The sequence below is a fragment of the Kurthia sp. Dielmo genome, assembly GCF_000307285.2.
GTDB classification, from domain to species: domain Bacteria; phylum Bacillota; class Bacilli; order Bacillales_A; family Planococcaceae; genus Kurthia; species Kurthia populi.
Window position 1 is genome coordinate 225,436 of record NZ_HE578960.1, and the last position, 16,449, is coordinate 241,884.

The 16,449-nt window shown below is 42.6% G+C and carries 17 protein-coding genes; 16 read left to right on the forward strand and 1 reads right to left on the reverse strand.

The window, feature by feature from the left end; translation table 11 throughout:
- A partial coding sequence (locus tag KTHG_RS14615; protein WP_139994876.1) for a sulfite exporter TauE/SafE family protein occupies positions 1 to 419 on the reverse strand: 419 nt, incomplete at its 3' end.
- Between the two features lie 99 nt (positions 420 to 518).
- On the opposite strand from KTHG_RS14615, the gene KTHG_RS14620 reads away from it, so the two are divergent.
- From KTHG_RS14620 to KTHG_RS14695, 16 genes are all read left to right on the forward strand, one after another.
- Positions 519 to 1,400, forward strand: a complete 882-nt coding sequence (locus KTHG_RS14620) for a LysR family transcriptional regulator (protein ID WP_139994635.1) — start codon at positions 519 to 521, stop codon at positions 1,398 to 1,400.
- 2 nt (positions 1,401 to 1,402) lie between these two features.
- The gene (locus KTHG_RS14625; protein WP_139994637.1) at positions 1,403 to 2,077 is read left to right on the forward strand and encodes a hypothetical protein; all 675 of its coding nucleotides are present in this window, start codon (positions 1,403 to 1,405) and stop codon (positions 2,075 to 2,077) included.
- Between the two features lie 4 nt (positions 2,078 to 2,081).
- Positions 2,082 to 2,885, forward strand: coding sequence for an HNH endonuclease (locus KTHG_RS14630; protein WP_139994639.1), 804 nt, complete (start codon positions 2,082 to 2,084; stop codon positions 2,883 to 2,885).
- A gap of 68 nt (positions 2,886 to 2,953) precedes the next feature.
- Complete coding sequence (locus tag KTHG_RS14635; protein WP_139994641.1) at positions 2,954 to 3,571, forward strand: TerD family protein; 618 nt, start codon at positions 2,954 to 2,956, stop codon at positions 3,569 to 3,571.
- Between the two features lie 25 nt (positions 3,572 to 3,596).
- A complete protein-coding gene (locus tag KTHG_RS14640) occupies positions 3,597 to 4,175 on the forward strand; it encodes a TerD family protein (protein WP_126990464.1) in 579 nt (192 codons plus the stop codon).
- Between the two features lie 14 nt (positions 4,176 to 4,189).
- Positions 4,190 to 4,942 (forward strand): TerC family protein, encoded by a 753-nt coding sequence (locus KTHG_RS14645; RefSeq protein WP_139994643.1) that lies wholly within the window; start codon positions 4,190 to 4,192, stop codon positions 4,940 to 4,942.
- Between the two features lie 154 nt (positions 4,943 to 5,096).
- Entirely contained in the window at positions 5,097 to 6,215 is a 1,119-nt protein-coding gene (locus KTHG_RS14650) for an HpcH/HpaI aldolase/citrate lyase family protein (RefSeq protein WP_139994645.1), read from the forward strand.
- Between the two features lie 11 nt (positions 6,216 to 6,226).
- On the forward strand, positions 6,227 to 7,558 hold the full coding sequence (locus KTHG_RS14655) for a phosphoribosyltransferase domain-containing protein (RefSeq protein WP_139994647.1): 1,332 nt from the start codon (positions 6,227 to 6,229) through the stop codon (positions 7,556 to 7,558).
- Positions 7,524 to 8,603, forward strand: a complete 1,080-nt coding sequence (locus KTHG_RS14660) for a cysteine protease StiP family protein (RefSeq protein WP_139994649.1) — start codon at positions 7,524 to 7,526, stop codon at positions 8,601 to 8,603. Before KTHG_RS14655 ends, KTHG_RS14660 begins: the two co-directional genes overlap by 35 nt.
- Positions 8,603 to 9,391 carry an HAD family hydrolase gene (locus KTHG_RS14665; protein ID WP_126990459.1) on the forward strand — a complete coding sequence of 263 codons (789 nt, stop codon included), beginning with the start codon at positions 8,603 to 8,605 and terminating at the stop codon, positions 9,389 to 9,391. The genes KTHG_RS14660 and KTHG_RS14665 overlap by 1 nt, the downstream gene beginning before the upstream one ends.
- Before the next feature lie 94 nt (positions 9,392 to 9,485).
- Positions 9,486 to 10,652 (forward strand): tryptophan synthase subunit beta, encoded by a 1,167-nt coding sequence (gene trpB, locus KTHG_RS14670; protein WP_139994651.1) that lies wholly within the window; start codon positions 9,486 to 9,488, stop codon positions 10,650 to 10,652.
- A 344-nt stretch (positions 10,653 to 10,996) separates the two neighbouring features.
- Positions 10,997 to 11,935, forward strand: a complete 939-nt coding sequence (locus tag KTHG_RS14675; RefSeq protein ID WP_126990457.1) for an ABC transporter permease — start codon at positions 10,997 to 10,999, stop codon at positions 11,933 to 11,935.
- A complete protein-coding gene (locus KTHG_RS14680; protein WP_126990456.1) occupies positions 11,932 to 12,858 on the forward strand; it encodes an ABC transporter permease in 927 nt (308 codons plus the stop codon). The genes KTHG_RS14675 and KTHG_RS14680 overlap by 4 nt, the downstream gene beginning before the upstream one ends.
- A 4-nt stretch (positions 12,859 to 12,862) precedes the next feature.
- The gene (locus tag KTHG_RS14685) at positions 12,863 to 13,897 is read left to right on the forward strand and encodes an ABC transporter ATP-binding protein (RefSeq protein WP_305000249.1); all 1,035 of its coding nucleotides are present in this window, start codon (positions 12,863 to 12,865) and stop codon (positions 13,895 to 13,897) included.
- A gap of 54 nt (positions 13,898 to 13,951) precedes the next feature.
- Positions 13,952 to 15,577 carry a peptide ABC transporter substrate-binding protein gene (locus KTHG_RS14690; RefSeq protein ID WP_147633125.1) on the forward strand — a complete coding sequence of 542 codons (1,626 nt, stop codon included), beginning with the start codon at positions 13,952 to 13,954 and terminating at the stop codon, positions 15,575 to 15,577.
- A 79-nt stretch (positions 15,578 to 15,656) separates the two neighbouring features.
- Positions 15,657 to 16,449: S66 peptidase family protein (locus KTHG_RS14695; protein ID WP_139994880.1), on the forward strand; the 793-nt coding region annotated here is incomplete at its 3' end.

Genomic DNA, 16,449 nt, shown 5'->3' on the forward strand with positions numbered 1-16,449 from the left:
ATGCCAATGAAAAATGGTGTGATGGAGCGGTGATGTCGAATAGGCTCCTTGTCTTCTAGTTGCGATGAGGGGGTTCCTTTTAACACAACGAAGAACATCGCAATCAAAATGATGCAGGCAACGATATTCATCGTGTCATCGCTAAGGCGTGTCGCTAAAAATGCGCCACTAATACCGCCCAAAACAGCGAGTAGCATCAGTGGGCTCATTTTTTTGAGGGATACTTTTTTATGTAGTATTAGAGTGAGTGCGGTCGTGAGAGATGAAACGCCGGTTGCAAATTTATTGGCGGCAATTGTTGTGTGAATCGGGATGCCAAATAAGAGCATGGCGGGTAATAGCACAAAGCCTGCCGCACCAAACATGACGCCGATGATGGCTGCGAAAATACCGATAAAAAATAATAATAGGAAATCCATAACTGTCACCTCTTACAATTATCGTAATGCTATACTACTTATAAATCTAATAGATAGTTATCGATAATTTATAAATTAAATTGATAAATGGAGGGCTAAATGAATTTACATGCATTTAAAATTTTCACAGCAGTTGCGTCCTGTGGTAGTGTGACAGCGGCCGCTGAAAAACTTAATTTGACGCAGCCGGCTGTAACGATGCAGCTTCGAAAGCTCGAGCAGGAGCTAGATACGGCACTCGTTGAAGGAAGAGGTCGAGGCATTCAATTAACGGAAGCGGGCGCGTATTTATACGAGCACGGGGACTCGTTATTTAAGCATGAGCAGATGATTGAGCAAAAATTTCATACTTTCTTAGCGGGGCAACAGACGATTAAAGTGGCTGCTTCATATATTTCCACGAATTATGTACTGCCGCATGTGATGGCGATGTATCAAAAACAGTATCCGACAACGAAATTTGAGCTCTCGCTCGGCAATGTGCAGTCTGTGAAGGAGCGGATTTTGCGGCATGAGGTTGATTTTGGCTATGTTGTACAGCAGCAGGTTAAAGACGATGAGCTACGATTTGAGCATGTGCGCGATCTCGATTTTATTTTCATTGTGCACCCGAGCCATCCGCTAGCCAATCAAAAGGTATCACTAGAAGCAATCTGTGCTGAGCCCTTTGTCTATCGCGAAAAGGGAAGCTCTACACGAACATTATTAGAAAGTGTTTTTGCGGCAAATAATAAAAAGCTACCACCAGCCTTTGTGGAAATTCAAGGAGTAGAAGAGTCTATTCGCGTTGTAGAGGCCGGACTTGGGATGACACTTGCGCCGCTTATTAGCATAGAGGAGCGACTTGCGCAGCAGAAGCTCGCACGCGTTTTAGTCGATTGCCCAGCCATTCAGCAAAGCTTGTATATTTGTACACGCAATGAGGATGTAGCAGAGCATCCATTTAATACGTGCTTGAAGCAGATGATGGAAGGAGAATAACGATGACAAATTTATATTATTATAGCTCGCACTCATTTCCGACAACAATCAAAATGGTTCGCTATTTTGACCAGCTAAAGCTGATTCCAAAGGGCTTTACAATTGGAGAAGAGCGAGAACTAGCCTCTTGTTTGAAACAGTTACATTTCACAAAAGGGGATCAGTCCATTCATCTGTATGTCTATATGAATGAACAGTTAAATGAATTATTTCTATTTGTACAAGAAGGACCGCTGAAGGAAAGGCTAATCCGTTATGCACCAAAGCCTTTTTTAACGCTTGATTTTTCCGAAGAGCTATTTATAGATGAAACGACGCCTCAAGGAATCATAACTCGGATTGATACGCATTTAGCAGCACTTGATAAGGAAATGACGGATGCGCGACCAGATTGTTTACATCTCTATGGGCAAAGTCAGTGGCATGACGATGCATACATTGTTGGGAATCGAGCTGCGCTTGAACGATTACATAAAAGTATTGGAGAGGCACTGCAGTATGGTGAAAGTCGAAAATGCTTCGTACCAAGTGATGACGAGGCATATGACGTCTATATTAGCTGTGTGGACGATACGTTTGATTTTGAAACGCTACCGCTGCAGTATCATGATACAGAGTTCTTCCCAAAACAAGTACCGCCTCTTGAAGCCTTTAAATTCTATAAACTAGAGGAGTGATTCAATGAAAAAATGTGCAAATTGCGCGCGCGAAAATCGACCGTTATCGTGGCTTGATGCAACTACACCTTATTTCGGGAGTAAGCTCTGTGCAGCATGTCGTATCGAAAAGCTCCTCGCAAAGCCGTCGATTCCGACTGCGCATGTGACGGGTCTTTATTTTGCACTCCTAACATTAGTAGAGCAACCGGAGTTACAGCCACGTATTTCAAAGACGATTCAGCGGAAAATGCTGCCGTTTCTTGTGCTTCTTTATGAAGATACGGCGCGCGATAGCTTTCAAGAATTTTGTGAGCAGTTTAAAAAGCCAGATAATACTGCGCTTGCGGCATATGTTGACGAGCCAATGCGTGTTTTAACATGGTATGAGGTAGAAGGGGTGGCGCTTATGCGAACGACTCCTTCAAATGAAGAAAAGGCATTTTTAGCTCAGTTCCTTGCGTCCTGGCATCTTGACATGGGGCTGATTGAGCAGATGACACAAACAGAAGCGGCAGTAGCGCCTGTTGAAGAGATATCAGAAGAGGAAAGCGTCTCTGTGCCACCTCATTTATACGGTGTTTCATGTGCCTACTGTGGTGAACAGGCAGAGAGCATTGACCATATTGTGCCGCGCGCTTTTGGTGGGCCAGACCATGAAAGTAACTATGTAGCTTCTTGTCTTTATTGCAACCAACTAAAAGGACATGATACATTTCAGCAGTTTTTGACGTTTCGTATTCACTTTGATTTGGAACAATGGCGGCAGTTTAAACGTCATCATTGGACAAAGCAGGAGATTGCTGCGTATAAATCGCAGCAATCTTAGCCTTTAGGGTAGAATTTCAGTTGGTAGTTACTGTAAAATAGAAGTAACTTCATATAAGGGGGTTCTGCATGGTTAATTTAGATAAAATTGAGTTGACGAAAAAAGGGCAGTCGATTAATCTCGACAAAAAGCAGGAGCTTGGTCCGATTACCGTTAACTTGAATTGGAATCAGCAAACTGGCAAGTCAGGTGGATTTTTGAAGTCACTGTTTGGTGGCAATCAAGGTATTGACCTCGACTTAGGTTGTTTAGTCGAATTAACATCAGGTGAAAAAGGCTGTGTACAGGCGCTTGGCAATGCCTTTGGTGCGTACGAGCAAAAGCCGTTTATTCAGTTAGACGGAGATGATCGTACAGGTGCGGTTTCTGCAGGTGAAAATCTGCGTATCAACGGCTTACAGGTGGCAAGGATTAAACGTATTTTAGTCTACACGTTTATTTATGAAGGTGTGACAAATTGGACCGAGGCAGATGGTGTCGTCACACTAAGCTATCCGGGCGGGCAGGATATTGTGGTGCGTCTTGATGAGCATAGTAAAGACAAGCGCATGTGTGCCATTGCGATGATTGAAAACGTCAACAATGAAACCTTTAGCGTCAAACGACTTGTTGAGTATTTTGATAGTCATCAAAACCTTGACAAAGCATATGGCTTTGGTATGAAGTGGCAAGCAGGTAGCAAATAATATACTTATAATGGAGGAATTTCTCATGGCAATTCAACTAAGTAAAGGGCAACGTATTGATTTAACGAAAGACAATCCAACGTTAAGTAAAATTATTATTGGTTTAGGATGGGATATTAAAAACTATGATGGCGGGCAAGATTATGATTTAGATGCTTCAGCCTTCTTATTAAATAGTGCAGGCAAATGCCGCCAAGATTTAGATTTTATTTTCTATAACAATCTACAAAGTACAGATGGTTCTGTTCGCCATACAGGGGACAACCGTACAGGTGAAGGGGATGGCGATGATGAACAAATCACTGTCGATCTATCAGCTGTACCAGCGGATGTCGATAAAATCGCCTTTACGGTAACGATTCATGATGCGGAAGTACGTAATCAAAACTTCGGTCAAGTATCTAATGCGTTTGCGCGTCTTGTAGACGAAAATACAGGACAAGAAATCTTACGCTTTGACTTAGGAGAAGATTTCTCAATCGAAACAGCAGTCGTATTCTGTGAGCTATATCGTCACAATAGTGACTGGAAATTTAATGCAGTAGGTGCAGGCTTCCAAGGTGGCTTAGGTGCATTAGTAAATGCATACGGCTTATCTGTTTAATCCGGTAGCCCTCTATGGAAATTATTAATCAAATTTTATCTACCTACGCGTTATTTTTTGATTGGGATCACTGGGTAGAGGTTTTATCCAATCCAGTCAACTGGGGCTTAATTTTATCACTTGTTGTATTGGAAGGCCTTTTATCAGCCGATAATGCATTGGTGTTAGCTGTTCTCGTCAAGCATTTACCAGAAAAACAACGGAAAAAAGCATTATTATATGGTTTACTAGGTGCCTATATTTTCCGCTTCATCTTTATCGGAATCGGCGTCTACCTTGTGAAGTTCTGGTTTATCAAAGTGCTAGGTGCCGCATATTTAATGTGGATTAGTATTGATTATTTCCGCAAAAAAGGCTCAGGCGATGATGAGGCGAAAGAATTCGATAAAAAGGGACTACTTGTTAAGATGTTTGGGATGTTCTGGGGGACGGTTGTAGCTGTTGAGTTAATGGACATCGCGTTCTCTGTGGATTCTATTCTAGCAGCGTTTGCAATTTCAAGTGAGGTATGGGTGCTACTAATTGGTGGGATGCTCGGAATCTTAATGATGCGTACCATTGCCGGCGTGTTCGTCAATTTAATTGACCGGGTACCAGAGCTTGAAACGACAGCCTTTGTGTTGATTTTCATTATCGCATTAAAAATGCTCCTTGGCGTCTTCGGTATTCATATTTCGCATTATGTATTCTTTGCGATTTTAGTGATTGCATTCGCCGCGACCTTTGTTGTGCATAAAATAAATAAAAAAAGGGAAGGTACTTCTTAGAAGGAGTGCCTTCTTTTCTTTTTACAGCACAAATTTGATTTAAAGATTATACTCACCGTATAATTAAAAAAAGATATTTCAAGAAACGATGATTTCAAATGAAGGGGGGCTGTTCGAATGAAAAACAGCCCCTTTTATTAAGGAGGCGTTACATATGCGATTTCACAATCATTTATCAGAGCAACAACTAACGATGATTTTATCGAAACTGCCGAAGCCTTTTACAAAGCACACTAACAAAGAGGATTTAGCTCTTGGTTTAGGCGCTGCAATGTATACACCAGGAACACGCACACAAATTTCTGAGGATGTGCGTACGAAAAAGTTTCCACAGCTTACGACGCTCATCATCGATTTAGAGGATGCTGTCGCCGATCATGATGTGGCGCTAGCACTTGAAAATACGTATGTAACATTATTAGAAATCGACCGTTTTTTAACAACAAACCAGCTGACAGAAGATGAACTGCCATTATTATTTGTGCGCGCACGAACACCGAAGCATCTTGAAGAGGTAGTGACGAAATTGCGCCCCGTCCAGCATCTTTTGACAGGTTATGTCATGCCAAAGTTTGAGCTTGAAAACGGAGCGGCTTATTTGCATGTGTTAAAACGTGAACGGGCGAAGGGCTACCAATTGTATGCGATGCCTGTACTAGAAACAGCGAATTTATTGTATAAGGAAAATCGTCTTGCACAGCTAAAAAATTTACATGAATTATTACATGAACACCGAGAAATGATTTTAAACGTGCGTATTGGCGCAACGGATTTCTTAGGGGTTTATGGTATTCGTCGCAAGCGCCATCAAAGTCTGTATGACGTCCTAGTATTACGTGATGGGCTAACGGATATTTTAAATATTTTTGGGCGCCAAGAGGATGGCTTCATTATCTCTGGTGCGGTATGGGAATATTTTGATTCACCAACAACATTGCAAGATGGCCCTGTCGCAACGAAGACGCTGACACCGGCACTGCAAGGTCTACAAAAAGAATGTGAGCTTGATAAATTGAATGGCTTCCAAGGGAAAACAGTCATTCATCCAACGCATGTTCAATTTGTAAATGCTTATTATGCGGTATCACAGGAGGACTATGCTGATGCACTAGCCATTCTTGATCATGCAGAGGATGCAGGCGTATTAAAAAGTACGTATGGCAATAAAATGAATGAAATGAAGCCCCATCATTACTGGGCAACACGAATTGTACGCCAGGCAGAAATGTATGGTGTCTTACTACCACAAAAAACACATCTTGATTTAATGTAGGGGGCTATAAAATGGGTACTTTTTCAATTGACGAGCGGTTACGTGTCACAACGACAATTCGCGACAATCCATATGAGTTTGAGGAAAGACAATTATTTGATTTGGCGCTACGCATTAATAAAAAACGCCAATTTTTATTCGTATCAAAGGTGCTCGGGAAGCATTTACATGTAAAGCCATTCGTACCACTGTATACAGGCTTTTTATTAGCGTGTCGCTTTTTAGAAACACAATATGGTCAAATGCATCCGGCTGCTAAGCAGTTAGTAGCGGGTCTAAAGGCAAATGAACCAACCGTGTCGCTTGCTGAGCAGCGTATGGCAGCACCTGAAAAAATCGCGGTCATTGGCTTTGCGGAGACCGCAACAGCGCTTGGACATGCCTTTTTTAATGCATTTTCAGCTAATGCCACGTATATCCATACGACACGTGAGAAGATTCAGGAGCGCGCATCTTCAATTGCTTTTGAAGAGGAGCATTCTCATGCGACAAGTCATCGTCTCTATGCGCCGGAGGGTTTTTTTGACGAGGCTGCACAAATCGTACTTGTGGACGATGAAATGTCGACAGGAAAAACGAATTTGAATATTATCGCAGAGCTTGCGGCATATTATCCGCATATTAAGCGCTATACGGTCGTATCCATTTTAGATTGGCGAAATGAAGCGGAACGCGCGGCATATGAAACGTTTGCGAACGAGCATCACATTACGCTAAATGTCGTGACCTTAATGGCTGGGGAAATGGCGGTTGAGGGTGCCTTTTACGATGAAGAGGTTGTACCAGAAGCGCCTGTCTATGACGTGAAGGAGGCAACGATTTCAGAAAAAGCGTTTGTCGAAGTGTTGCCGCTGACAAGTCAGAGTGAGGATGGTTCAGTTTGTACGAAGGGCTATGCCTACGAAACAGGGCGCTTTGGTTTAACAGCAGAGGAAAACGTGCAATTCTTAGCAAAGCTTGCGAAGCGGTCATTACCAAAACGTGGGAAAACACTCGTTGTCGGTACCGGTGAATGCATGTTTTTACCGATGATGTTAGGGCTGAATCTAGGTGAGGACGTATATACACAATCAACGACACGAAGCCCAATTTTTGTAGATGAACAGTCGGTTATTTATGAAAAATATCGTTTTGGAAGCCTTGAGAATGCAGGTGTACCAAACTTCTTATATAGCGTATCAAAAGGAAACTTTGAGCAAATTATCATCGTGGTAGAGCGTATTGCGGACCAGCAAGGACTAGATACGCTTATTGCGCAATTATCTGTGCCTGTACTAGTAGTTGAATTAACGAGAGGGGTGTTGCAGTATGACGGTCAACACATTTATGAAAACGAGTTATAGTGCTGATGATGTTATTTTTTTATTGAAGGATTTAAGTGATATTGAGCTAGAAAAAGATACATTTGCGCGTGAGCAACTGATTCAGCAAGGGGTGCATTATTCGACAATGCTTCCAAAGGAATTTCAGCCGAGTGAGGCATATATTGAACTTTTCCATAAGACGCTCGCACAGTACAGTAAGCGTATTGCTGATGCGGTCGCGGCTGTAGCGGAAATGATTGTGGCGCATAAATCGATTGACCGCGTAGTGCTCGTAAGCTTAGCGCGAGCTGGTACGCCAATTGGTATTTTAATTAAACGTTATTTAGAGCAGAAATATAAGCGTACAGTGCCACATTATGCGATTTCAATCGTTCGTGATCGCGGCATTGATGAAGTGGCGATTCGTTATATGCTCGCACAGCATCCGGAGGCAGAGCTACAGTTTGTTGATGGCTGGACAGGTAAGGGCGCGATTACGCGTGAATTGACGGAGGCTTGTAAAGGGCTGAAGCAGCAAGGCATTGAGCTAGATGATACGCTCGCAGTGCTTGCAGACCCCGGGCATTGCTCATCGATGTATGGCACGCGTGATGACTTTTTAATTCCTTCTGCTTGCTTGAACTCGACTGTATCGGGTCTTGTCAGTCGTACTGTATTAAATGATGACTGGATTCATGAGGGCGATTTTCATGGGGCAAAGTATTATGCGCATTTAGTAGACCAAGATGTTTCAAACTTGTATATTGACACGATTGCACAGCATTTCTCAGAGACTACACCAGATGATTTAACGACAGAGCCTGTAACATGGCTTGGCATGCAGTCTGTAGAACGCATTCAAAAGAAATTTAATATTCAAAATACACATCATATTAAACCAGGTGTTGGCGAAACGACGCGTGTGCTACTGCGTCGTGTGCCATGGAAGATTCTCGTAAATCCAGCGCATGATGCGGACCTACAGCATATTTATATGTTGGCTGAAGAGCGCGGTGTGCCGGTGGAAGTATACACAGATATGAGCTATTCTTGCTGTGGTTTGATTAAGGAGCTAACAGAATAATGCATGTATTAACAACAGATTTAGATCGTACCTTTATTTTTTCAGAACGTACAATTGGTATTCCGCTTGAAGAAACGCGCTGTATTGAGCAGCTAGATGGCAAGCCGATTTCCTATATTTCAAATAAAACGGCGCAGTTAATGGAAGAAGTGACTGCACGTAACATTGATATTATTCCCGTGACGACGCGCTCGCTTGCACAGTATGCGCGCATTGAATTATTTCAACAAAAAGTACCACACTATGCGGTCGCTTGTAATGGTGGCTTTGTATTACGTAATGGTGAGGTAGATGAGGAATGGTCAAAAATTGTCGCAAAAAATGTTTCAACTTGTCTGAGTTTCGACGATTTTCGTACGCGCTTTGCGGCATGCTGGGAAATGGAGATGTTTCGTAAAATTAATGGCGTCGATGAACTATTTTACGTGTTACTAATAGATGAAGCGAAAAAAGATATTGATGCCCTCAATGCGCTGCATGAACAATTCCAACAAGCAGACTGGACGACGTATTTACATGGTAAGAAATTTTATGCACTGCCAAAAACATTGTCTAAGGAGGCGGCAGTGACATATGTTCTAGACAAAATTCAGCCGACTGTCCACTATGCAGCAGGAGATTCCTTTATGGATTTAGGAATGATGCAGCTAACGGATACGCATTTTTCACCACAGCATGGCGAGATTTATGAGAAGTTAGGCGATGCGTCACCGGTACGTGTACTTGACGCACGCGGAGCAGCCTTTACCGAGCAGATGTTAGAAGAGCTTATAGCGAATGTGCAGTAATTTGCTTAGTTTGACCGTTTAGATTGAAAAAGTTGAGATAGTCTATTAGAATATACTGAATATTCAGTTTTGTTTATGAGAGGAGCAGGTTGAGATGAGTTTAGAAAAAACACAAGCAGGTTATTTTGGTGAGTTTGGTGGTAGTCAGGTTCCACCTGAATTGCAAAATGTATTATCGATTTTAGAGGAAAACTTCAATAAATATAAAGATGATGCAGATTTCAAAAAAGAGCTTGATTATTATTTCAGTGAGTATGTTGGGCGTAAGTCACCCCTTTACTTCGCTGAAAATTTAACGACTCGTTTAGGTGGCGCAAAAATCTACTTAAAGCGCGAGGACTTGAATCATACAGGATCTCATAAAATCAACAATGTATTAGGACAAATTCTTTTAGCAAAACGTATGGGTGCGCACCGTATTATTGCGGAGACAGGTGCTGGTCAGCATGGTGTCGCAACGGCAACCGTTTGTGCAATGTTTAAAATGGATTGTGTCATTTATATGGGTGCGGAAGATATGAAACGCCAAGCGCTAAATGTATTCCGTATGGAGCTCTTAGGTGCGAAAGTTGTTGCGGTAACAGATGGGCAAGGTCGCTTAAAAGAAGCGGTTGATGCGGCATTTGCCGATTTAGTAGAGAACTATGAAAATTCATTTTATCTACTAGGCTCGGCTGTCGGCCCACATCCATTCCCAACGATGGTGAAGCATTTCCAATCCGTCATTAGCCGCGAAAGTCGCGAACAAATTTTAGAAAAAGAAGGCAAATTACCGACAGCTGTTCTAGCATGTGTGGGTGGTGGGAGTAATGCCATTGGTTCGTTTGCAGAATATATTGATGATGCAGCGGTACGCTTGATTGGTGTTGAACCGGACCAGGCACCATCGCTTACACAGGGAACACCGGGTGATTTACATGGCTTCCGCTGCCTTGTGCTACAAGATGAGGCAGGGAATCCACAGCCAACATATTCGATTGCGGCAGGTTTAGATTATCCCGGCGCAGGTCCTGAGCACTCTCAGTTAAAAGTGACAGGGCGCGGGGAATATGTGACCGTATCGAATGAGGAAGTATTAGAAGCCTTTATGATACTTTCAAAAGAAGAAGGTATTATTCCGGCGTTAGAAAGCTCACATGCCGTGGCATATGCGCTGAAATTTGCACCGACACTATCAACCGATGATGTCATTATCGTCAATATTTCAGGGCGCGGGGACAAAGATGTGGAGCAAGTCTATGCAATGTTAAACAAGGACTAAATGAATAGATAAGTAAAAGCGATTGATGGACTTTTTTCATCAATCGCTTTTTTGCTGTTTAAAGAAAGATTAGCTAGCTGAATTTCGATAAATTCCGTATGACGAAAAATCTTAATATATTAACAAAAATACTGAACAATAGTATTTTTATCCAATGAAAAAAGAGTGATAAATGGAATTTGGAATGTTTCTAGCATTTTACAGCGTAACTAAGCATATTTCGAATATTTTTGTAGAATAAAATTGTAATAGTAGGAAAATTCTGATAATATATTTTTAACAAAAATAACCATAAAAGATTTTTGTTTCCTTTTAAATTTAGCTTGAGTAGGAGGTGCACACAGATGGTTTCATACATTATTAAACGTTTTCTTATGATGATTGCGACGATTTTTATTATTGCGACCTTGACTTTTGCGCTTATGCATTCGATTCCGGGCTCGCCATTTGACAGCGATAAAACGTCGAATCCGGTCATTCAACAAAACTTAGAAAAGTTTTATCACCTCGATGATCCGCTTCCGGTACAGTATGTCAGTTATTTGAAAGCCATTGTGACATTCGATTTTGGCCCATCGATTAAAAAGCCGAATGAAACAGTGAATTCGCTGCTAGAACGAGGATTTCCAATCTCGCTTGAGCTCGGCATGATTACGATTATTGTCGCCTGTATTTCCGGGATTATTTTAGGAACGCTCGCAGCGCTGCGGCATAACGGGCTCATTGATTATTTTGCGATGGCGATTGCGGTTATTGGAATATCCATTCCAAACTTTATTTTAGCGACGGTACTGATTCAAGTATTTGCGGGTCAGCTTGGTTGGTTACCTGCTGCTACATGGTCGAGTCCAAAGCATATGATTTTGCCAACACTTGCCCTCGCTACAGGCCCAATGGCGATTATCGCCCGTCTAACACGCTCAAGTATGCTTGAGGTGCTGACACAGGACTACATAAAGATGGCAAAGGCGAAGGGGCTGAAGCCATGGCGCATTGTATTCCGACATGCACTGCGTAATGCAATGATGCCGGTCGTGACGATTATGGGCACGATGCTCGCATCCATTTTAACGGGAACATTCGTTATTGAAAAAATCTTTGCGATACCAGGGATGGGGAAATACTTCGTTGAGAGTATTAATAACCGTGATTACCCCGTTATTATGGGCACAACGGTCTTTTACAGCGCCTTCTTAGTATTCATGCTGTTTATCGTCGACATTGTATACGGCTTGCTAGATCCCCGAATTAAACTGCATAAAAAAGAAGGTGAAACTTCATGACAAATATCGATGTAAAAGACGAATGGTTTCGTCCTAAAAAAAAGGATGGCGATGAAAAAGAACAGGTCATGCGGCCGTCGCTCTCTTACTGGAAAGATGCGTGGCGTAGGCTTCGTAAAAATAAACTTGCGATGCTTGGCTTGATTTTTCTTGTGTTGTTAGCACTCTTTGCGGTTTTTGTACCGATTTTTTCACCCCATTCGGTGACGACAACAGACTTACCGAATCAAAATCAGCCCCCTTCAGCAAAGCACTGGTTTGGGACTGATGAAATGGGGCGCGATGTCTTTACGCGAACATGGTACGGCGCACGGATTTCCTTATTTGTTGGCTTAATGGCCGCGTTAATCGACTGTATCGTCGGCATTATTTATGGCGGTATTAGCGGCTATAAAGGTGGCCGCGTCGATATGGTCATGATGCGTATTGTTGAAGTGCTATATGGCCTACCCAATCTACTTGTTGTTATTTTATTAATGGTTGTGATGGGGCCAAGTTTAACGACGATTATTATTGCTCTGACCATTACCGGCTGGGTCGGTATGGCACGTATTGTACGTGGGCAGGTGCTACAAATTAAAAACTACGAATTCGTCACCGCTTCGAAATCCTTTGGTGCGAGCTCATCCCGCATTATTCGTAAAAACTTATTACCAAATACAATGGGGCCCATTATTGTTCAAATTACATTAAGTGTCCCAAGTGCCATTTTTGCGGAAGCATTCCTTAGTTTCTTAGGGCTTGGTGTACAAGCACCGTATGCCAGCTGGGGCGTAATGGCGAATGATGCCTTACCGGTTATTTTATCTGGCGACTGGTGGCGGTTATTCTTCCCAGCATTATTTATTTCGATTACGATGTTCGCATTTAACGTACTCGGCGATGGTCTACAAGATGCGCTAGATCCGAAGTTAAGGGGGTAACGACATGATGACACAAGCAGAGCAGCATGAGCATGTTGCTGCCCGTGAAAAAGTATTAGAGGTGCATAATTTACATGTGACCTTCAAAACATTTGGAGGCGAGGTAAAGGCAGTACGCGGGGTGTCTTTTGACTTGTATAAGGGTGAGACACTGGCCATTGTAGGGGAATCGGGTTGCGGTAAAAGTGTAACATCGAACGCCATTATGGGCCTCATTCCACAGCCACCGGGTCGCATTGAAAATGGGCAGATTGTATACAACGGCAAGGATTTATCAAAGATGCCGAAAAAAGCACTGCGTAAAATTCAAGGTATGGACATTTCGATGATTTTTCAAGATCCGATGACGGCACTAAATCCAACGCTGACGATTGGTGAGCAGCTAACAGAAGGGATTCGTACCCATCATGGTTTATCAAAGGGTGAGGCGAAAAAACGGGCAATCGAGATGCTGAATCTCGTTGGAATTCCAAATCCAGAAGAGCGCTTAAAGCAATATGCCCACCAGTTTTCAGGTGGAATGCGCCAACGAATTGTTATTGCGATTGCGCTTATTTGCGAGCCGGATGTACTTATTGCGGATGAGCCGACGACCGCGCTTGATGTGACGATTCAAGCGCAGATTTTAGAGTTATTCGCATCGATTCAGGAGCGCATGGGTATTTCCATTATTTTAATTACCCATGATTTAGGCGTTGTCGCAAAAATTGCTGATCGTATTGCGGTCATGTATGCTGGTCAAATTATTGAAATTGGCACGAAGCGGGATATTTTCTACCGCAACACGCATCCATATACGCGCGGCTTGCTTAATTCTGTTCCGCGTCTCGATTTACTAGAGGAGGAGCTCAAGCCAATTGATGGCACACCACCCGATTTATTTGACCCACCAGTAGGCTGTGGCTTTGCGGCACGCTGTCCATTTGCGATGGATGTCTGTGAGCACGTAGAACCACCTGCGACATATATAACGGAGGAGCACCGTAGTTATTGCTGGCAGCAAGATGAGCGAGCAAAGGGGCTTTTCGCTAATTATTAGTGACTCGTACAGTTGTACATCACATACATCATTTGAATCAAAAGGGGGATTTTTATGAAGAAGTGGCTATTACTTACGCTATTGGCGCTTGCAATGGTTGTCATGGCGGCCTGTACCGCAAATGAGGATGCAGGAAAAAATGAAGGCAGTGAGTCTTCTGGCGATAAAAAGTCAGAAAAAGTGTTGTATTTAAACAATGGTGTCGAGCCGACATCCTTTGACCCGTCTGTGGCATTTGATGCGGTATCGTGGAATCCATTAAATAACTTAATGGAGGGCTTAGTTCGTTTAGATGAAAACAACGAGCCAAAAGAAGCCATTGCTGAAAAAATCGATATTTCAGATGACCAAAAAACGTATACATTTACATTACGTGAGGATGCGAAATGGTCAAATGGCGATGCAGTGACAGCTGGTGACTTCGTGTATGGCTGGACGCATATGCTAGACCCTGAAACAGCGTCACCTGCAGCATTTTTAGCGTACGGTATTGTTGGTGCTGAGGACTTTAATACAGGTGAAGGGAAAGCAGATGGTATTGGTATTAAAGCAATTGATGATAAAACATTTGAAGTAACATTAACCGATCCAACAGAAGCATTTTTAAATATTATTTCAAATCCGAGCTTCTTCCCAGTAAATGAAAAAGTAGCGACAGACAATGCGAAATGGTTCGCTGAGGCAGATTCTTTTGTTGCGAATGGTCCATTCAAATTAGCATCATGGGATCATGACTCAAAAATGGTCTTTGAGAAAAATGACCAGTATTGGGATAAAGACAATGTAAAGCTTGATAAAGTCGAGTGGGCAATGGTCAATGATACGAATACAGAATATCAAATGTATCAATCAGATGAGCTGGATATTTCATCTGTACCAGGTGAAATGTATTCGAAATTAAAAGATAGCGATGAATTAGTCAATTCAGAGCAAGCGGGTGTGGCATTCTACCGCTTTAACGTAGAAAAAGAGCCATTCACAAACAAAAAAGTACGCCAAGCATTTGCGTATGCAGTAGACCAAGATAATATCGTGGAATACGTAACGAAAATCGGTCAAAAACCAGCGCATGGCTTCGTATCATATGGCTTCAAAGGGCCAGATGGTAATGAATTCCGTGATACAGTGGGCGATTTAATCGGTCTTGATAAAGAAAAAGCGAAGAAATTATTAGAAGAAGGTATGAAGGAAGAGGGCTGGGATACACTTCCGAAAGTAACACTGACGTATGGTACATCACCAGATAACCAAAAAGTGGCGGTTGCCTTACAAGACCAGTTCAAAGAAGCATTAGGTGTTGAAGTGAAGCTACAAAGCGTGGAATCAAGCGTATTTATGGCGGAGCAAAAAGAATTAAAGCATCAATTATCTCGTTCATCATTCTTATATGACTATGCAGATCCAGTGAATGCATTAGAAAGCTTCATTACGGATTCTTCAATGAACCGTACTGCTTGGTCAAATAAAGAGTATGACAAATTAATTGCGGATGCGAAATCAGAGCAAGATTCTGAAAAACGCTGGACATTACTACAAGATGCAGAGAAATTATTAATTGAAGAAGCACCGATCGTGCCTGTTCATTTCTACAATCAATTAAGCGTGCAAAAGCCTTCTGTATCAGGCATCGTGCGTCACCCAGTTGGTTATTTAGAGTTGAAATTTGCGGATAAAGAATAATGGAAGCTGGCAGTGCTCGTCACTGCCCTTCGCTGTAGAAATAACGGGTTTGTTTCTACAGCGAAGGGGGCGTTCTTATATGCAGAAACCACAACGATTAAAAAAGGGCGATAAAATTGGCATTATCGCACCAGCAAGCTCACCCAATCAAAAGGCATTGGAAAAGTCGCTCGCATTTTTAACAATGCTAGGCCTCGAATACGAATTTGGAAAAACAGCACATAGCGAATATGGCTATTTATCCGCGACCGATGACCTGCGTAAAGCGGACGTAGAGGACATGTTCCGCCGCGAGGATATTGCGGGCATTATTTGTGCGTGCGGTGGCTATGGGAGCGCACGTTATACGGATACGCTCGATTTTGAGCTCATTCGTCAAAATCCGAAAATTTTCTGGGGCTATTCAGATATTACATTTTTACATAATGCATTTCAGCGTCACGCAGACCTGGTGACATTCCACGGGCCGATGCTTGGCTCAGATATTGGACATGACACCTTTTTAGAACAGTCAGCCGCACAGTTTCAGCAGCTATTCACACCTACAGCGCTTGTTTATGATGACCGCTTTTATGCGGGTATCGAAACGGTGGTTGAAGGCGTAGCCCACGGCAAAATTGTTGGAGGCAATCTGAGCTTACTCGCGAGCGCTGTCGGTACAGATTATATGCCACTATCGGCTGGTAATCTTTTATTAATTGAGGATGTAGATGAGGAGCCGTACCGCGTGGATGGCATGCTCAACCAGCTCCGAATGGCTGGTGTACTCAATGAAGTAAGTGGGGTTATTATTGCGAGTTTTTCCGGTGCTGAGCCGAAGAAACGAAAAAAATCACTAACACTAGATGAGGTTTTCGCACATTACTTTGCAT